General features: G+C 54.0%; 19 protein-coding genes and 2 tRNA genes. 13 read left to right on the forward strand and 8 right to left on the reverse strand.

Annotation, left to right across the window (positions count from 1 at the left end):
* Positions 1–529 precede the first annotated feature (529 nt).
* A tRNA-Pro gene (locus tag M0D42_RS06775) sits at positions 530–606 on the reverse strand.
* Positions 607–775: 169 nt separating this feature from the next.
* Here M0D42_RS06775 and M0D42_RS06780 point away from each other — a divergent pair.
* Positions 776–1264 carry a GNAT family N-acetyltransferase gene (locus M0D42_RS06780; protein WP_265020832.1) on the forward strand — a complete coding sequence of 163 codons (489 nt, stop codon included), beginning with the start codon at positions 776–778 and terminating at the stop codon, positions 1262–1264.
* Positions 1265–1281: 17 nt separating this feature from the next.
* On the opposite strand, the gene M0D42_RS06785 is transcribed toward M0D42_RS06780, so the two are convergent.
* From M0D42_RS06785 to pdxH, 4 genes are all read right to left on the reverse strand, one after another.
* Positions 1282–1358 (reverse strand) — tRNA-Pro (locus tag M0D42_RS06785).
* A 70-nt stretch (positions 1359–1428) separates the two neighbouring features.
* Entirely contained in the window at positions 1429–1923 is a 495-nt protein-coding gene (locus tag M0D42_RS06790) for a DUF192 domain-containing protein (protein ID WP_265020833.1), read from the reverse strand.
* 1 nt (position 1924) lies between these two features.
* Positions 1925–2452 (reverse strand): cold-shock protein, encoded by a 528-nt coding sequence (locus tag M0D42_RS06795; protein ID WP_265020834.1) that lies wholly within the window; start codon positions 2450–2452, stop codon positions 1925–1927.
* Positions 2453–2574: 122 nt separating this feature from the next.
* Positions 2575–3180 carry a pyridoxamine 5'-phosphate oxidase gene (gene pdxH, locus M0D42_RS06800; protein ID WP_265020835.1) on the reverse strand — a complete coding sequence of 202 codons (606 nt, stop codon included), beginning with the start codon at positions 3178–3180 and terminating at the stop codon, positions 2575–2577.
* Between the two features lie 108 nt (positions 3181–3288).
* Between pdxH and fabI the strand changes: the two genes are divergently transcribed.
* From fabI to trpE, 6 genes are all read left to right on the forward strand, one after another.
* Complete coding sequence (gene fabI, locus M0D42_RS06805; RefSeq protein ID WP_265020836.1) at positions 3289–4101, forward strand: enoyl-ACP reductase FabI; 813 nt, start codon at positions 3289–3291, stop codon at positions 4099–4101.
* 113 nt (positions 4102–4214) lie between these two features.
* Positions 4215–4823 (forward strand): LysE family translocator, encoded by a 609-nt coding sequence (locus tag M0D42_RS06810; RefSeq protein WP_265020837.1) that lies wholly within the window; start codon positions 4215–4217, stop codon positions 4821–4823.
* Positions 4824–4850: 27 nt separating this feature from the next.
* The gene (gene gpt, locus M0D42_RS06815) at positions 4851–5369 is read left to right on the forward strand and encodes a xanthine phosphoribosyltransferase (protein WP_265020838.1); all 519 of its coding nucleotides are present in this window, start codon (positions 4851–4853) and stop codon (positions 5367–5369) included.
* Positions 5370–5384: 15 nt separating this feature from the next.
* Positions 5385–6566 carry an aminotransferase gene (locus M0D42_RS06820; protein ID WP_265020839.1) on the forward strand — a complete coding sequence of 394 codons (1182 nt, stop codon included), beginning with the start codon at positions 5385–5387 and terminating at the stop codon, positions 6564–6566.
* A gap of 165 nt (positions 6567–6731) precedes the next feature.
* Positions 6732–8576 (forward strand): SurA N-terminal domain-containing protein, encoded by a 1845-nt coding sequence (locus M0D42_RS06825; protein ID WP_265020840.1) that lies wholly within the window; start codon positions 6732–6734, stop codon positions 8574–8576.
* A gap of 12 nt (positions 8577–8588) precedes the next feature.
* Positions 8589–10100, forward strand: a complete 1512-nt coding sequence (trpE, locus tag M0D42_RS06830; RefSeq protein WP_265020841.1) for an anthranilate synthase component I — start codon at positions 8589–8591, stop codon at positions 10098–10100.
* A 612-nt stretch (positions 10101–10712) separates the two neighbouring features.
* On the opposite strand, the gene M0D42_RS06835 is transcribed toward trpE, so the two are convergent.
* The 3 genes from M0D42_RS06835 to M0D42_RS06845 all read right to left on the reverse strand — a co-directional run bounded on the left by M0D42_RS06835 (position 10713) and on the right by M0D42_RS06845 (position 13636).
* Positions 10713–11336, reverse strand: a complete 624-nt coding sequence (locus M0D42_RS06835; protein ID WP_265020842.1) for a hypothetical protein — start codon at positions 11334–11336, stop codon at positions 10713–10715.
* 310 nt (positions 11337–11646) lie between these two features.
* Positions 11647–12147: a hypothetical protein gene (locus M0D42_RS06840; RefSeq protein ID WP_265020843.1), complete on the reverse strand. Its 501-nt coding sequence runs from the start codon at positions 12145–12147 to the stop codon at positions 11647–11649.
* A gap of 40 nt (positions 12148–12187) precedes the next feature.
* Positions 12188–13636, reverse strand: coding sequence for a polysaccharide deacteylase family 2 protein (locus tag M0D42_RS06845; protein ID WP_265020844.1), 1449 nt, complete (start codon positions 13634–13636; stop codon positions 12188–12190).
* A 174-nt stretch (positions 13637–13810) separates the two neighbouring features.
* Here M0D42_RS06845 and M0D42_RS06850 point away from each other — a divergent pair, with 174 nt between their 5' ends.
* Genes M0D42_RS06850 through glp form a run of 6 tightly spaced genes read left to right on the forward strand, consistent with a single transcriptional unit; the run spans position 13811 to position 18542 of the window.
* Positions 13811–14392, forward strand: a complete 582-nt coding sequence (locus tag M0D42_RS06850) for an anthranilate synthase component II (protein WP_265020845.1) — start codon at positions 13811–13813, stop codon at positions 14390–14392.
* Positions 14389–15411: an anthranilate phosphoribosyltransferase gene (gene trpD / locus M0D42_RS06855; RefSeq protein WP_265020846.1), complete on the forward strand. Its 1023-nt coding sequence runs from the start codon at positions 14389–14391 to the stop codon at positions 15409–15411. Before M0D42_RS06850 ends, trpD begins: the two co-directional genes overlap by 4 nt.
* 23 nt (positions 15412–15434) lie before the next feature.
* Positions 15435–16076, forward strand: a complete 642-nt coding sequence (locus M0D42_RS06860) for a uracil-DNA glycosylase (RefSeq protein ID WP_265020847.1) — start codon at positions 15435–15437, stop codon at positions 16074–16076.
* Positions 16073–16885 (forward strand): indole-3-glycerol phosphate synthase TrpC, encoded by an 813-nt coding sequence (gene trpC, locus M0D42_RS06865; RefSeq protein WP_265020848.1) that lies wholly within the window; start codon positions 16073–16075, stop codon positions 16883–16885. Before M0D42_RS06860 ends, trpC begins: the two co-directional genes overlap by 4 nt.
* Positions 16885–17370 carry a cyclic pyranopterin monophosphate synthase MoaC gene (gene moaC / locus M0D42_RS06870; RefSeq protein WP_265020849.1) on the forward strand — a complete coding sequence of 162 codons (486 nt, stop codon included), beginning with the start codon at positions 16885–16887 and terminating at the stop codon, positions 17368–17370. The genes trpC and moaC overlap by 1 nt, the downstream gene beginning before the upstream one ends.
* A complete protein-coding gene (gene glp, locus M0D42_RS06875) occupies positions 17367–18542 on the forward strand; it encodes a gephyrin-like molybdotransferase Glp (RefSeq protein WP_265020850.1) in 1176 nt (391 codons plus the stop codon). Before moaC ends, glp begins: the two co-directional genes overlap by 4 nt.
* The last annotated feature ends 132 nt before the right edge of the window (positions 18543–18674 follow it).

Below are 18674 nucleotides of genomic sequence, written 5' to 3' on the forward strand. Positions count from 1 at the left end.
CCGGTCAAAACTCTACCGGGCGTGCGCCTAATAGCGCGCGCTGAAGCCAGAGAAATCCCTGGGCAACGTCTTGTTGTGTTTAGTCCCTCTGCGGTCGCTATACCCACTATATATGGTGGCCATCTGATCCGCCCATACAATCTGACGTATATTCACCGATTTGGTCAACGAATTTATTTGAGATTTTTTCGGCTATTTCCTGTTGACCGAATTCCTAAATCCGAGGGTATAGCCCCCTCCTCACGATTCTTAAGAATACCTTCATATTTGTGGCAAAGGTTCTAAGACTCAGGTCCTTTTCAGAAGCCCTTATAACAAAAGAAAAAAACAAAACTGTCGGGATCAATGCCTCGCAACACACCAGATATAGGGGTTAACACCGCATTAATAACCAGATGCATACAGGACGTGAGAAAAAGCTATGCTTCGAAACCTGCAGCTTTTCTGTCGCGGCACCAATTATCTCAACTTTGCGTAAAACTTACGCGCATCAAAACACGTAAAAGCTGGGTCTTCAATGTGAGGAAAGTGGTCGGGGCGGCGAGATTCGAACTCACGACCCCCTGTACCCAAAACAGGTGCGCTACCAGACTGCGCTACGCCCCGGACCGTTCGCACCGTTTAAACATCAGCGCGCGGAAAGGAAAGAGGAAAAAGTGTGATTTTTGCCCTGTTCCCAAAATTCCGCAAAACAAAGACGCGACTTTTCTGAAAGCTCTAGGATAACTAGGTCAAGGCACATTCCAATGCCCAATACAGTTGATAACTCCTAGCTATGACCAACAACTATAGATTTTTGCGTCTGACGGAAATTCCAACCGCTGCTATACGCGAGCACATGTCTGATCCGCGTGTTGCCAAACACCTCCCCCTTATGACGAAGACGAGTTGGCAGGACAGCGACGTCGAGGCCCTTATCGCCTCCAAAGAGGCATGCTGGACAAAAGACGGCTTGGGGCACTGGGGAATACTTTCAGGCGACACATACCTCGGCTGGGGAGGGTTTCAGAAGGAGGCTGAGGAATGGGACTTTGGTTTGGTCCTTCATCCTGATCATTTCGGTCACGGGTTAAAGATCGCGCATCAGGCGCTGCGTTACGCGGTACAACACCCAGATATTTCCGAAGTCACTTTCTTGCTGGCCCCATCACGCAAAAATCTGAGCGCTTTAAGCCGCTACGGCGCAGAGTTTATTGGAGATGTCAGCCACGCCGATCAAACATTCCTCAAGTTCAGGCTGCCGACCCCTCAGGGTGGGTCTTAAGATTATTTGGTGGAAAGTGGTCGGGGCGGCGAGATTCGAACTCACGACCCCCTGTACCCAAAACAGGTGCGCTACCAGACTGCGCTACGCCCCGGACCGTGACGGGGGAATTAGTCTCTAAGCGCTGGAATGAAAAGACCTAAAGTTCAGTTTCTGCGATTTTTTTAGCTTGCTTCGGAACAACGCCAGGCAGCGTTGGTTTGAAGGATCGACGGGTGGCGCAATTCGCTGCCCGCATTGATACCCAGGGCCTTCGATAGGCCTGCATTGACTTCCAGAACGTAGCGCGCAGGCGCGCCGCTCGGAATTGGCGTTTCATCCAATGGCACCGCATTATGATGCACTCGCACAACAACCCCGTTTTCATCCAGGAAGATCATATCTAACGGAATCAAAGTGTTACGCATCCAAAACGCAAGAGGTTTTGTCTGATGGTAAACAAACAGCATACCGCTGCTCATTGGCATCGACGGGCGTCCCATCAAGCCTCTTGAACGTTCAGCGGCATTATCCGCAACTTCAACAGTAAATCGCGCCTGTCCCCAATCCCCACGCAAATGCACGGTATTTGGGCTACAGGCTGCAGTCGCTGCAATAACGCTGAGAACTGATAAGATTATCGCCAAAGCTGTTGAGAGCAAACCTTGGCGAAGCGACATGTCAGTCTTCCTTATCGAGTGCGTTCTCCCAAGAGCAGACCTGCGCGGCCATAAGTCCGCGTCGCCCTTCCATCACACGGATAGCAAGCGCCTCTCCGGGCTGCAACTCTGCCAAGCCTTGGCGGCGCAACACTTCCACGTGAACAAAGATGTCTTCTTCGCGCCCAAAGACATTGGCAAATCCAAAGCCTTTGCCTTTATCAAACCACTTTACGCGCGCCGGCTGCAGCGGCAGGTTTTTGACATCAGGCGCATCAAGTTCTTCGAAATCTGCAAGCGGAACGGAATCCTCTGATTCTGCCACATGTATGCTTAGAATTTCGACGGCTTGTACGCCTCTCTGTGTTTCCTGTGCGAGAAGTTCGATGTTGGCCCCATCCGCCACCGAACTCTGCCCAAAGTTGCGTAACACATTGGCGTGCAAAAGAATGTCCGGCCCGCCGCCTGATGCAACAACAAAACCAAACCCTTTCACAGGATCGAACCACTTCACCTGCCCGTCGATCTTGTGGGCAGTCACATTATTCATTTCTATGCCTTACCATACGTTACCCCATCCCCAGGGCATGTTTCTTCTGCGATAAATCCCCACCTACAGCAAGGAAAAAATCGTAAGCGTTTCATAGACTTGCATTTTACGTGACGTGAGTGTCAAGGGTTCAAACGTATAATTTCCCATGCATCAGAGGGGGTTGCGCGACGCCAAACAAAGCGGTCATGGAGGCGAAATGCCCCATCTGCCCAAAACTCAATTTCCGTTGGCGTGATGCGATATCCCCCCCAAAACGGAGGACGTTTCGGATTCAAACCGTGCTTAGTCGACATTTTAGCAGCCTTGGCCACCAGAGACGCACGCGAATCCAATGGCTGAGATTGATCGCTGGCCCAGGCGCCTAATCTGCTCTTGAGCGAGCGCGACTCATAATATGCATCAGCCTGTTCGCCATCTTCGCGTTCGACAAGCCCCCGCACTCGCACCTGACGGCGCAAAGATTTCCAATGCATTACGAAAGCCGCCTTGCCACCCTGCTCGATTTCCCGCGCTTTGGCTGAGCCATAGTTGGTATAGAATACAAAAGCTGCATCTTCGACTTCTTTCAACAGCACCATACGTGCGTTTGGCATGCCCGATGCATCCACCGTGGATAATGCAATGGCATTGGAATCGTTGGGCTCACTCCTCTCAGCTTCAGCCAGCCAGGCGCGTGTAATCTCAAACGGGTCATCACCAGCAAATATTCCGGTACGATCTGACATGTGTTTCTCCATTGCCATGAAAGCTCTTAACCCGCTCTAGTGGACTTGATGCCAAAGGGGCTATCGCCTAAAGGTGCGTCAAACGAAATAAGGGACGGAGTTGTCCAAATGTCAAACAATCTGATGGCAGGCAAACGCGGCCTGATTATGGGCCTGGCGAATGACAAATCGATCGCTTGGGGTATTGCGAAAGCCTGTGCAGAAGCAGGTGCGGAAATGGCTTTCTCTTATATGGGCGACGCCTTCAAAAAGCGCGTACAGCCTTTGGCCGACCAACTCGGTGTTGAAACCCTGATCGATTGTGATGTGTCTGATCCTGACTCCATTGATGCTGCATTCGCTCAGATTGAAGAAAAATGGGGCAAGATTGATTTCATCGTGCACGCCATTGGTTTCTCTGACAAAAACGAGCTGCGCGGCCGTTACGTAGACACCAGCCGCGACAACTTCCTGATGACCATGGACATCTCTTGCTACAGCTTCACAGCCGTCATGAAGCGCGCCGAGAAGCTGATGACAGAAGGTGGTTCTGCCCTGACGCTGACATACTACGGTGCAGAGCAAGTTATGCCGCATTATAACGTCATGGGTGTTGCAAAGGCCGCTCTTGAAGCCTCCGTAAAATATCTGGCGGAGGACCTTGGTAAAGACGGTATCCGCGTAAACGCGATTTCCGCCGGTCCGATCAAAACACTGGCGGCCTCCGGCATTGGCGATTTCCGCTACATTTTGAAGTGGAACGAATATAACTCTCCGCTGCGCCGCACTGTGACCATCGATGATGTTGGCAACTCTGCTCTCTACCTGCTGAGCGATCTGGCTTCCGGCGTGACAGGCGAAAATCTACACGTAGATTCTGGTTATCACGTGGTTGGTATGAAAGCGGTCGACGCTCCTGACATCGACGCCAGCAAGAAGTGATCTCCGCCAAAAAAGCGAACACTAAGACGGACCCAGCCTCGCTGCGGTCCGTTTTTCTTTGACATTTGTCCTGTCGCGCCCTTCCCTGCAGCAACCAACTTTACGGAGCTGACATGGAACTGAACCATCTAGTTGCATTTAATCTGACGTTGATCGCCGCCATTCTTAGCCCCGGCCCGGCCATGCTGGTGGCCCTGCGAAAAAGCATGGCGCAAGGACGGCGTGCGGGCATTCTGACAGGTATGGGTCTTGGCCTCATGGCGGCGAGCTGGACAGCGCTGGCACTGCTTGGGTTGGAAAGCCTGTTCCTTCTGTTCCCCTGGGCCTATGCTGCCATGAAAATCCTAGGCGCGCTGTATCTACTTTGGATCGCATATAACACCTGGCGATCCGCCAAACGGCCCATCAGCGAAGACCCGTCTCAGCTGGCTCGGCGAAGCTTCCTTAATGGGCTCTCAGTAAATTTGGCCAATCCAAAATCTGTGCTTTTCGCATCTGCTGTGCTTCTCGTAATCTTTCCAAATGATCTCAATCTGTTTGAGAAAGGCTTTATTGTTCTTAATCATCTTTGCATCGAACTGGCTTTCTACACAGGATTTGCGCTCCTACTCTCGACCAAAAGGTCAAAATCCGGCTATTTGCTTCTCAAACCAATATTTGACCGAGTCGCCGCGCTTGTCTTGGGTGCGCTTGGCATTCGCCTGTTGCTCGATCGCACTTGAGCAACGGACGCTAGAAAGGAATATGAGATGAACGATCGTCTGCCCCATGAAAAAGGCTTCCACATCAGTTGGGATCAATTGCACCGCGATGCCCGTGCGCTGGCATGGCGCCTCGATGGTAAAGGTCCAGATGACGGCGCGTGGAAGGCTGTGGTGGCGATCACCCGTGGCGGCATGGCCCCTGCGATGATCGTGGCGCGCGAACTCGATATCCGTGTCGTGGATACCATCAGCGTAAAATCCTACAGCGCCGGTGGCGGCGATACAGCACAACGTCGCGAAGCGCAGGTTCTGAAATCCCCGTCTGACGAGATCATGGGTGACGGCGAAGGCGTTCTGATCATTGATGATTTGGTGGACTCCGGGAAAACTCTGGAACTTGTCCGCAAGCTTTATCCCAAGGCGCATTTTGCAACGGTCTACGCAAAACCGATGGGTGAGCCGCAGGTTGACACGTTCATCACGGGTGTAAGTCAAGACACATGGATTTTCTTCCCATGGGATATGGCGCTGCAATATGTACAACCCTATCGTGGCACCGACTAAGCAATAGCGACGCAAATGACAGGCAGCCGTACTTCTCAGACATTTCTACCACCGGTCATGGAAGCCCGGCGCTGGATTGCGGGCAAACCTTTTCCCAAAGACAAGCCCCTCATTAATGTGAGTCAGGCGGCCCCGATTGAGCCGCCGCCGAAAGCGCTGCGCGAGAAAATCGCTGAAACTGCCCTGTCAGTCCCAGAAGCACATATTTACGGTCCCGTTCTGGGATTGCCGGAACTGCGCAGCGAGTTGGCGCAACAGTGGTGCCAGAACTACGGCGGTCAAATCACGCTGGAACAGGTGGGGATCACCTCAGGCTGCAACCAAGCCTTCGCCGCTGCCATCTCAAGCTTGACCAACCAGGGGGACGAGATCATTCTGCCGACCCCTTGGTATTTCAACCACAAAATGTGGCTCGATATGCAAGGGGTCTCTGCCGTGCCTTTGCCATCGGGTGCGGGCCTGTTGCCTGACATTGCGATGGCGGAATCTCTGATCAGTGAAAAAACCCGCGCTATTGTTTTGGTCACACCCAACAATCCAGCCGGTGTTGAGTATCCTGCGTCACTTGTAATGGACTTCTATTTGCTGGCGAAAAAACACGGTATCGCGCTCATCATCGATGAGACCTACCGCGATTTTGACAGCCGGTCAGCAGCTCCTCATGAGCTCTTTAAGCAATCCGATTGGCCTCAAACACTGATCCAACTCTATTCGTTCTCAAAGGCTTACAGGTTAACCGGACACCGCGTTGGCGCGATTGTCACCAGTGAAGGGCGGCTTCAAGATATAGAAAAATTCCTGGATACGGTGACCATCTGTCCAAATCAGCTTGGTCAACATGCCGCTCTCTGGGGCATGCAGAATCTCGGCAAATGGCTGGCCGGTGAACGAGATGAAATCCTCTCGCGCCGCGCAGCGATAGCTTCCAACATGCCAATACTGGAAAGAGCGGGATGGAAACTGCTTGGGCTTGGGGCCTATTTCGCTTATTTGAAACATCCATTTGATCTGCCGTCAGATCAACTGGCTCAGGAGCTCGTGGACGAAGCACATGTCCTTGCCCTGCCCGGCACCATGTTTCATCCTGAAGGCAGCATAGACGGCGCTCGTCAATTACGATTGGCCTTTGCCAATGTGGATGGTGAACAGATCAAAGAGCTTTTCAATCGGCTCGCTGCTTATCACCCGAAAAGCTGATCTCGACATTCTCGCTCCCGCTTGGCTGGGACAGGTCTAAAAAACAGGGCTGCATCCAGCGCAGACTGCTTAATCAGCATGTTAGCGCTTGCCCCCCTCCCCAGCCCGTCGTAGACATCCGAAACCATTTTGTGCAGCAACGTCAAAACCCGATAGAGGTCTCAAATGTCCAAACAAAATTCTATCTCCAAAACCTTGGTTTGGATCCTAATGGGCATGTTGATTTTGGGCCTTGGCGGATTTGGCATCACCAACCTGGGCGGGGCTGTGCAATCGGTCGGCAATGTGGATGGCAAATCCATTGACGTAAACGACTATTTCCGCGCGGTGCAGCAAGAACTCGACGCGATCCAGGCGCAAACAGGTCAGCGCATCACCTTTGCTCAGGCCCAGCAATTTGGCCTGCAGCAACAGGTACTTGCGCGTCTTGTGAACCAGCGCGCATTGGATGGTGAAGCAGAGCGTCTTGGTCTCTCCATGGGCGATGAGAACCTGCGCGATCAGATCCTGAACATCTCTGCCTTCCAGGGTCTTGATGGCTCATTTGATCGCGAAGCCTATCGCTTTGCACTGCAAAACTCAGGTCTGAACGAAACCGATTTTGAAGATTCTCTGCGTGAAGACGCAGCACGTACCCTGCTACAATCTGCCATCGTGGGTGGCATCGAAATGCCAGCAGCATATGGAGCCGCACTGACAAGTTTCCTGGGTGAAAACCGCAGCTTCTCTTACGCGATCCTGACCGAAGAGAACCTCGACGCTGAAATCACAGAAGCGAGTGAAACTGACCTGCGCGCCTTCTATGACGCGAACGTCGAAAGCTTCATGCAGCCTGCAACACGCGACATCACCTATGCATGGGTTGCACCATCCATGTTGCTGGACACCGTTGAAGTCGACGAAGACAGCCTGAGAGCGCAATACGACGATCGCAACGCCGAGTTTAACCAGCCGGAACGCCGTCTCGTTGAACGTCTTGTTTATGGCACCTCTGACGAGGCTGCGGCGGCGCTGGCACAGATCACTTCAGGTGAAAGCACTTTTGAAGCACAAGTCGAAGCACGTGGTCTTGATCTCGCGGATGTCGACATGGGCGACGTGACACTGGCGGCATTGGCTGGCGCAGGCGAAACCGTCTTTGCGGCAGAAACCGGTGCGGTGATTGGTCCGCTCCAAACTGATCTTGGCCCGGCTCTCTTCCGGGTAAACGCCGTACTGGAAGCGCAGAGCACCTCGTTTGAAGAAGCCAAAACCGCTCTGCGTGCCGAGCTGGCCGTGGATCGCGCTCGCCGCGTGATTGACGCGCAAATCAACACTGTCGACGACCTTCTTGCCGGTGGTGCGACCCTGGAAGAAGTGGCGGAAGAAACTGATCTGGTTCTGGAAACCATTAAATTCCACACAGGCTCTGACGAAGCGATCGTAGGTTACACCGATTTCCGCGCCGCGGCTCAGGCCGTGCAAGACGGTGATTTCCCAGAAGTCGCAAGCCTTGATGATGGCGGTATCTTCGCGCTGCGTTTGGATGGCACATCAGAAGCTGCGCCTACCCCGTTTGAGGACGCGCGTGCAGATGTAGAAGCCGCATGGCGCGCCGATCAGATCGCCACCGCTTTGGAAGCCAAAGCCAACACTCTGATTGATCAGATGAAAGCTGGCGCCGACATCATCACCTTGGGCCTAGTGGTTCAGCAGGAACAAGACGTGACCCGCAATGATTTCATCCCAGATGTGCCAGCAACCTTGCTGCCAACCATCTTTGAGATGGCCGAAGGAGAGCTGCGCGCGGTTGAAGGCGCTGGGTCTTACCTGATCGTTGAGCTTGATGAGGTGGCTGAGGCCGATCTTCAGTCTGGTGAAAACACAACCATCCAGAACCTCGTGGGCCAACAGGTGAGCCAATCCCTGACCCAAGATATTCTGGACGCCTATGCCAACTTCGTGCGCTCCAATGCTGAGATCGAGATCGATCAACACGCTTTGGCAGCCGTGCATTCACAGCTTCACTAAGGACGGAACATCGTGGCACTAACTCCTTCCTTTGACGCCTTTGAAGCCGACTATAAGGCTGGTAAAAATCAGGTGGTCTACACCCGCTTAGCAGCAGATCTCGACACGCCTGTGTCCCTGATGCTGAAACTGACGGGCGCTCAGAAAGACGCCTTCATGCTGGAGTCTGTAACCGGTGGTGAAGTGCGTGGGCGCTATTCCATCATCGGCATGAAGCCTGATCTGATCTGGCAGTGTCATGACAAGCAAAGCCGGATCAACCGTCAGGCGCGTTTTGATGGAGATGCCTTTCAAAATCAGGATGGCGATCCTCTTGAAAACCTGCGGTCCTTGATTGCCGAAAGCAAAATCGACCTACCAGATGACTTGCCGCAGGCTTCAGCTGGTCTCTTTGGCTTCCTTGGCTATGACATGATCCGTCTGGTGGAACATCTACCAAATGTGAATCCAGACCCACTTGGCCTGCCTGATGCCTGCATGATGCGCCCATCCGTCGTAGCCGTGTTGGATGGCGTCAAAGGCGAAGTCACTGTTGTCTCCCCTGTTTGGGTGGCCGAAGGCCAATCTGCCCGCGCAGCATATGCACAGGCCGGTGAACGTGTGATGGATGCGGTGCGTGATCTTGAGCGTTCCATGCCAGAGGCAAGCCGTGATCTGGGCGAAGAACTGCAGGTGGGCGAGCCCGTCAGCAACTTCACCAAATCGGGCTATATGGAAGCCGTCGATAAGGCCAAGGAATATATCAAAGCCGGTGACATCTTTCAGGTCGTGCCTGCACAGCGCTGGACGCATGACTTCCCGCTGCCGCCCTTTGCGCTGTACCGCTCTTTGCGTCGCACAAACCCGTCGCCCTTCATGTTCTATTTCAACTTCGGCGGCTATCAGGTGATTGGCGCAAGCCCGGAAATTCTGGTGCGCGTCTTTGGCAACGAAGTCACCATCCGCCCGATCGCAGGCACCCGCCCGCGCGGAGCGACGCCAGAAGAAGATCGCGCCAATGAGGCGGACCTGCTGGCGGACAAAAAAGAACTCGCAGAGCACCTTATGCTGCTGGATCTGGGCCGCAACGACACAGGCAAAGTATCCAAAATCGGTACCGTGCGCCCAACCGAAAAGTTCATCATCGAGCGCTACAGCCACGTGATGCATATCGTGTCCAACGTTGTAGGCGAACTTGCCGATGATCAGGACGCGCTGTCAGCCTTCTTTGCGGGCATGCCAGCGGGCACGGTCTCTGGCGCCCCAAAGGTGCGCGCGATGGAGATCATCGACGAGCTCGAACCTGAAAAACGTGGCGTCTATGGCGGCGGTGTTGGCTACTTCAGCGCCGGCGGCGACATGGATATGTGCATCGCGCTCCGCACAGCGATTGTGAAAGACAAGAAGCTCTATGTTCAGGCCGGTGGCGGCGTTGTCTATGACAGCGACCCTGAAGCCGAATACATGGAGACCGTGCACAAATCCAACGCCATCCGCCGCGCCGCTGAAGACGCGGGTCGGTTTAATGGGCGTGGGAATAGTTAGAAGATTAAAGAGCACTATTCGAAAATATTATACTACAGTGACTGCGGATCGCGCTTCCAAGATTTTTGTTGTATGGCCAAACCAATTTTAAAAATTCTTGCGGGGCCCACGAATGCCCAAAACGGTATTAATCAAGCTTCTTCGGCAGGACTGGGTCCTTTAATATCGGCTGCAAGTAAAGCGGCTGATCTATATCCTCATGATATCGAAGGTCTCATTCAAATACTCCACTTCCGAGGCCATACATCGAAAGCTGCCCAACGGAGAAGCCGCTGGATCGGGGGAAGGCTATATAACAAGTTCTCAGGTGAAGATCCCGATTACATTCCATTGTCTGGGACTCATCTTCGTCAAACACTTTCTGCGGCGGGGATTATCACGCCTGACTTAGTAGTCGCATCCGGTAAGTATCTCCTCCGCTTAGACATCGCAGAAAAGGCTGTGTCTGAACTGATTGAGATGAGAGACCAAAGTTAGTCTGATTCTGGAATCTCCGAAGCATGATGCGCACAGTTGAGTTCTGCATCGTGCGCGATTTAGCCATTTAGCCGTTGACGCAATCGCAAGATGCGTTGCACCAACGGTTCGGTATTTGGCTTTCTCAAGTGACAGTCATTGCAAATCCACAAAGATCTGAGACTCGACACCCGCATTATGCAGGCCTTCTTTGATCGCATCGATCGTGCTTGCATCTGCTGAGCTGACAACAACCACCTCATTGACCACCAGCGAATAAAGCGGCGCGTCAGGCTCTAAACTTGGCTCCAAGCTTGCCAGATACTCTTCTGCCGCGCCACGAGACTTTGGACCCCAGCGGCCGTCATGAGCAACGCCAATGGTGTATTGCACATCCATAATGGTTTCTTTGCTGACAGTACGCCCTTCGTTGAGATCCAGCAGCACCTCTTCAAGCCGCGCCTCGTCGTTGACCCGTTCGGGAATAAAAACATTCCGGCAGGTTTCGACGTTCTTATACTTTGTCACGGTCTTTTTGCTGTTGTGGTGACCAACAGCCCCGCCGATCACCGCACCCGCGGCAGCGCCGGCGTTGTCTTTGGTGACCACCTTGCCAAGCACGCCACCAATAAGCGCGCCTCCAATGACCTTCTCAGGTTGCCCGCCTTTGACGGTTTCCTGATAGGGTACAGATTTCGTTGAGCATTTTACTTCGTAAGACCCAGCAAAGGCCTGAGATGCAATCAATGTCGCCGCAGCGGCTTTTACCAGAATTTTCATGGTCTAACTCCTTCATTCTGAACATCGCGTGGTCTGGGCCCTCGTTTGGGCCATAGTGAAACACACCAACGCAATCGTCCTTTCGCCCATGAAACAACGTGTCACGTCAGGACACGGTTGCTTTGCACGAACCTAAGGAGAGCTAGCCAGTCACTCTGTTGTTATTCAATATCACAGCAGTTTTCTGCTGATTTTCAAGGCGAGAAGGCAAAAACCCGCGAGTCAGTTGTATGCCGATATGTGTGATCTGCCACCCGGGGAGATGCTCTTGTGAGTTACCAGATCGTAAATTCTAGTGATGAGTTTGCAGTTACTTGCGATGCACAATGAAAATTGTCAGCGGCCCCATCCCATGCAAGTTGCTGATGACGGCGCGAGATTCAAAAGTCAGATTCCCTTTCTGAAATCCCCCTTTTGGTGCACCGCTTTTGTAGCGCAATTGTATAGGCCGATAGCCGCGTTTTTCCAAAGCTGAACCATAAACCTTAAAAAGTGATCTAGCATCATTCGCAAACAGAGACGACACAGTAATCGTACAGGACGTTGCCTTCTTAGATGCACGAGAGACCACCTTAACAGACGAACCGGTCGCAAGAATGGGCGATTTGTAAGGTGCTTTTTTGTACCCTTTTCCTGCCTTGGCATATTGGTATCTCCGCAGGTCCGGCAGACTTTTGGAGTTGTTTTCTATCATTTCTGAACAGGCGTTTGCCATGCGGATAACCTCAGTTTTTAGATCAAGGGGTTCCGAGGCTGTCGCTGGCAAAGCCAAAATTAGAGTAGAAAGACAAATTGCTAGAAACTTATTCATTTGATTTTCGACCTAAATAGAGAATTTCGAAATATTCGACTTATTGGTTTTTGAGCGCAGAAAGAAGCGCAGACACAGGCGCCACAGAAACTGTGCTTGCGCGATCTTGCAGCGCCCAGCTAGCCAAGGCCGCAATGGTGCTTTCTTGCAAACGGCCCAGCATCAAAACCGATTCATTCTGACGCGCTTTGAATGCCGCCTGATCAAGGAAGCGCCGGATCACCACTTCGCTCTGATCATTGCCGTCTATATCCCGGAAGACTGTCACAGCCCCTACCCCTTCGCGCACAGCAAGTTTCTGCGCTGTGTTGAGACCCTTTGGTTGTAACACCAGCCCATGCCCACTGTTGAGCGCATAGGCAATCACCTGATCCGCAATATCTCGTGTTTCCTGTACGCCCGTTTCAAACCCATCCATGACGGCAACGGCTTCAGGCACATTGGCGAGTTGACCGCTGATGTTCACTTCCACCTCGCTGGCCGTTGCCCCCGCTGGGAAATCCATGATCGCAATCACCTCAAGACCTGCCGCTCGCAGCGCGGCGGCGCGGGCTGTGGCGGTCTCGGATTGCGCATTCACAGCGATAGAGACCGGGAGTGGGAAGGACGCCAAAGTTGCAAGATCAACGCCAGCCGCATCATCGTCCAGCAAGACAATCGACATCAGAGGCTTGTCACCATCCGCTTCAAAAGCGGCTGCAAACCCTTCAAGCGGAGGCAAGTCTAGGGCGACCACATCTTCGGCAGAGACTTCAGGAGCTTCAGTCGCCCCAACTGTCGGGAGGCGCGTGGATGTTCTTTGTTCAAACTTTTCATCAAAGCCGGTCACAGGTTTCAGCAAAGACGCGGTTTCTTCCTCAACCGGCTGTTCTGCCAGACTTGGCGCTGCCACGTCCACTGAGGGCAACGTGTCATCGCCAGTTTGATCCTGTTGAGAAGGTGCAACCTGAGTCGGGGCTGTGTCCGTCGCCACAACCGGTGCATTACTTTCTCCATTGGTCTGCGGTGCATCAAAGGCCTGATCTTCCACATTGGCCGGGCTTTGCGGTTGCGCAGGGTCGACGGAAATAGACGGCTCGTCATCTTCACCCGGGCTCGCAATCGGATTGGCCTGCGGATTTGGCAGAACCGGAGAGTCTGACTGCAAGGCCAAATCGACATTGCCATTCTCAGTGGGCGCTTCGGGTGCGTTTTCCACTGCCACGGCATTTGGACGAGGTGCTGACTGTTGATCCGCATTTGGAGCGCCATCGACGCCATCAACAGCCGCAGGAGATTGCGCAACGGAATCAGCCTGAACCGGCGCGTCGGTCGCAGAGGTTTCAGAAAGCGATGTGCCACTTTGAGTAGCAGGTTGGCTCGCGCTTGGCTCTTCCGCCTGAGGCACAGCCACATTTGAGGGCAGCGGTGCCAAAAGCGACACAATGCCCGCAAGCATCAAACCCAGCACACCGCCAAAGAATAACCCTGTGATAATCCCGCGTAACATCGCTCTTGCCCTCAGTTTATACTCAACTCGATTTAACATCGTATTTTTGGGTCGGTTTTTAGGCTGATGACCCGCAGCCCCTCTTGACCCTTCCGGCCAAGCCTGTCCATGTATACCCCGTCTATGGGCTGGGTTAATACCCTGTTCTTACTTTGAATGAAAATGAGTGCCGCTATGCTGCTTCTGATCGATAACTACGACAGCTTCACCTATAACCTCGTACATTATTTGGGCGAGCTTGGGGCCGACGTACAGGTCTGGCGCAACGATGCGCTGAACACTCAGGAAGCCATGGCGATGAATCCAGCAGGGATTCTTCTGTCTCCGGGACCATGTACGCCGAATGAAGCAGGTATTTGCCTCTCTCTGGTCGAGGCTGCGGCTGAAACCAAGACACCTCTGATGGGGGTTTGCCTTGGCCACCAATCCATTGGGCAGGCATTCGGTGGCAATGTCATCCGCTGCCACGAGATCGTGCACGGCAAGATGGGCACCATGCATCATTTTGACAAAGGTCTGTTCAAAGGGCTGCCAACACCGTTTGAAGCCACCCGCTATCATTCGCTGGTAGTGGAACGTGAAACCCTGCCTGATTGTCTTGAAATCACGGCTGAGCTGGAAGACGGCACCATCATGGGCCTGCAACACAAAGAGCTGCCAATCCAAGGCTGCCAGTTCCACCCGGAAAGCATTGCTTCCGAGCACGGCCACGCCATGCTGCAAAACTTTCTTGATACAATGAAGGTGCCAGCATGAGTGACGCGCTGAAACCCCTGATCGCCGCGGCGGCCGATGGGCCGCTTACTCGCGCGCAGGCTGAGGAAGCTTTCGAGATCCTGTTCAACGGTGAAGCGACGCCAAGCCAAATCGGTGGGCTGCTGATGGCGCTGCGTACACGTGGTGAAACCGTGGATGAATATGCGGCGGCTGCAGCCGTCATGCGTGCAAAATGTGTACCGGTGAAAGCGCCGGAAGGTGTGATCGACATCGTTGGCACTGGTGGATCCGGTAAACACACGCTGAACATTTCAACCGCGTCGATCTTTACTGTCGCCGGCGCAGGCGTGCCGGTGGCAAAACACGGCAACCGCAAAGCCAGCTCCAAATCCGGCACCGCAGATGTACAATCCGAACTTGGCATCAACGTCATGGTTGGCGCAGAAGTGGTTGAAAAAGCGTTGGAAACCTGCGGCGTGGGCTTCATGATGGCCCCAATGCACCATCCAGCGATCAAACATGTGATGCCAACCCGTCTGGAGCTAGGCACGCGCACGATCTTCAACATTCTTGGCCCATTAACCAACCCGGCAGGCGCGAAACGCCAACTCACCGGCGCCTTCTCTCGCGATCTGATCCGCCCGATGGCGGAAACACTCGGCAAGCTGGGCTCTGAACGGGCATGGCTGGTGCATGGCTCTGACGGAACGGATGAGCTGACCATCACCGGAACAAGCTATGTTTCCGCTCTGGAAACCGATGGTTCGGTGCGTGACATTGAAATTCACCCGGAAGACGCTGGTCTATCGGTACATCCGTTTGAGGAAACTGTCGGAGGCACGCCTGAATTCAATGCAAACGCCCTGCGCGCACTGCTGGATGGCGCGGAAGGCGCCTATCGTGATGCGGTTCTGTTGAACTCTGCTGCCGCGCTGGTGATTGCCGACAAGGCATCTGACCTGAGACAAGGCGTTGAAATTGCAAAAGAAAGCATCGATTCTGGCAAGGCCAAAGCTAAACTGGATTGCCTCGCAAAATTGACTTCGGAATCGGTCTAAGACGCGGAGCGGGCGGACACACTATGACGCCTACAGCTTGGGCACATCTTCTATTCTTTGCATCTGATGTCGCGGCTATCGAAGCGAAAGTCGCGGCAGACGCAAGAGACATTCTGCCACCAGCGCACCAACGTTTTGCGGCTCTGGACGCATGCGCCCCAGAGAAAGTGCGCGTTGTTATTCTCGGCCAAGACCCCTACCCGACACCCGGACATGCACACGGTCTTGCCTTTTCCGTGGAACCAGACGTCCGTCCACTGCCGCGCAGCCTCAACAATATCTATAAAGAGATGGTCGAAGACCTTGGCGCCGCGCCTCTCAATGGCGACCTGCGCGGCTGGGCAGCTCAAGGCGTTCTTCTCCTGAACACAGTGCTCTCGGTGCCTGCCGGAGAAGCTAACGGGCACAAAGACCTCGGCTGGCAGAGCTTGGCCCATCAGGTGCTTGCCGAAGTCTCACAAAAACCCACCGCCTTTGTCCTTTGGGGCAAACAGGCGCAGGCACTTGCAAAGCATATTCACCCCGGGGATCATTTGATGATAGAAACCGCCCATCCCTCGCCGCTCTCGGCGCGGCGCGGTTTCTTTGGCTCCCGGCCATTTTCGCGTATCAACACTTGGCTCACCGACCGCGGCGAGCAACCCATCGACTGGACCCTGCAATGACGATCACCGTTCTGGATAAAATCAAAGCCTGTAAGCTTGAGGAAGTCGCCGCTGACAAAGCCGCGAAACCCTATGCAGAGGTCGAAGCCGAAGCGAAAGCCGCCAGCCCAACACGCGGCTTTGCCAACGCGCTGATTGAGGCGTCAAAAACTGGCTACGGCCTGATTGCCGAAGTCAAAAAAGCCAGCCCCTCCAAGGGTTTGATCCGCGAAGACTTTAATCCGTCAGTATTGGCGAAAGCCTATGAGGATGGCGGCGCAACCTGCCTGTCTGTGCTGACTGACACACCGTCCTTCCAGGGCGCGAAAGAGTTTTTGGTCCAGGCCCGCGCGGCAACCAACCTGCCAGCCCTGCGCAAAGATTTCATGTATGACACCTATCAGGTCGCCGAAGCGCGTGCCTTGGGAGCTGACTGTATCCTGATCATCTTGGCCTCGGTGTCTGACGCGCAAGCTGAAGAGCTTGAAAGCGCGGCCTTTGATTGGGGCATGGATGTGCTTCTGGAAGTACACGACGCGGAAGAGCTGGAACGCGCGAGCAAGCTAAAATCCCCGCTAATGGGCATAAACAATCGCAATCTCAAAACCTTCGAAACAACTCTGGACACCACCCGAACCCTTTCAAAGATAGTCCCAGAAGACCGCCTGATTGTCTGCGAAAGCGCGCTCTCTACTCCTGCGGATCTCGCCGACATGGCGCGCCACAACGCGCGCACTTTCCTGATTGGCGAGAGCCTGATGCGTCAGGACAATGTGACCGCGGCCACCAAAGCGATCCTCGCAAATCCACTGATGCCGGAGAACATCTGATGGCAGATAACAAAGGTCTCACCCATTTTGACGCCAAGGGCGAAGCCCATATGGTCGATGTCTCCGACAAGGCTGTGACAGACCGTATCGCCACCGCGGTCGGACACGTCAAAATGAACAAAGAAACCTTTGATATCATTGCAGAAGGCCGTGCCAAGAAAGGTGATGTTTTGACCGTTGCTCAGCTTGCTGGCATCATGGGCGCAAAACAGTGCAGCACACTTATTCCGCTCTGCCATCCCTTGCCCATCACCAAGGTATCCGTTGATCTATCAATGAACGCAGATCTGCCGGGCGTCGATATCAACGCGACGGTGAAAACCACCGGTCAGACCGGCGTCGAAATGGAAGCACTAACTGCCGTCAATGTTGCCGCGCTGACGGTTTACGACATGACCAAAGCCGTCGACAAAACCATGGAGATCAGCGGCATCCGCGTGGTACTGAAAGACGGCGGCAAATCCGGCCGGTTCGAAGCCAGATGATTTCTGTCGCAGAGGCCCTCGCCCATCTTTTTGATCTCGCCACACCTCTGGAAACCGAGGTCGTGCCGCTTAAACAGGCCAACGGACGGGTTCTGGCCAAGGACGCCATTGCGTGCCGCGACCAGCCACCCTTTTCTGCCTCTGCCATGGACGGCTATGCGGTCCGCAATGCGGATGTCAAAACCGGCGTGACACTCACCATGATTGGTGAAAGCGCGGCAGGCCACCGATTTGATGGGGCCATCCGACCCGGCGAATGCATCCGCATCTTTACAGGTGCGCCACTGCCAGAAGGTGCCGATCGCATCATCATCCAAGAGGATGTCACAGCCGAAGGCGACCAAATCACAATCGGCGACAGTCTCGACAGCAATCCCTACGTCCGGGCGAAAGGCTTTGATTTCAAAGACGGCGAAGCTGTTGCAGCCCCCAAAACGCTGCGCCCGTCCGATATTGCGCTTCTCGCGGCCATGAACATCAGCGAAGTCACGGTGACACGGAAACCAAAGGTCGCGATCCTGTCCACCGGCGATGAGCTGGTGATGCCGGGAGAAACACCCTCCGAAGATCAGATCATCGCGTCCAACAGCTTCGGCCTTTACGCGATGCTGAAAGACATCGGCGCAGAACCTCGCCTTTTGCCCATCGCTCGCGACAATGAAGCGAGCCTGAAAACCGCTTTCTCACTCGCAAATGATGCCGACTTACTGGTGACCATCGGCGGGGCCTCTGTCGGCGACCACGATCTCGTCGGTGATGTTGCCGCAGACCTTGGTATGGAACGCAGCTTCTACAAAATCGCCATGCGCCCTGGCAAACCTCTGATGGCAGGTCGTCTGGCCAACGGTGCCATGATGATCGGCCTGCCGGGCAATCCCGTTTCTGCAATGGTTTGTGGCAAGATTTTCTTAGAACCAGTTGTTCGCACCATGTTGGGGCTTGGCAAGGCCCCCGCCCCCGAATTCACCGCCCCTCTGGCCCAAGATGTCAAAGCCAATGGCCCACGCGAACACTATATGCGCGCATCACTGGAAAACAGATCGGTCACGATCTTTGATCGACAAGACAGCGCACTTCTCAGCGTGCTGGCTGACGCGAATACCCTGGTTATCCGCCCGCCAAACGACCCAGCACGTAAAGCTGGCGAACTCATGCGTTGCGTCGCTCTTTAGCGGCAACAATGTCCTTCTTTTTGGCCTAAATACCTCCGCCGGAGGCATCTACCTTAACCAAAAAACGGCTCCAAATGGGGAACAAACCCTAAACTCTTGACACAAAACAAGAACAAGGGTAGAACAAAAGCA

This window comes from Cognatishimia activa, from assembly GCF_026016445.1.
Taxonomy (GTDB): Bacteria; Pseudomonadota; Alphaproteobacteria; order Rhodobacterales; family Rhodobacteraceae; genus Cognatishimia; species Cognatishimia activa_B.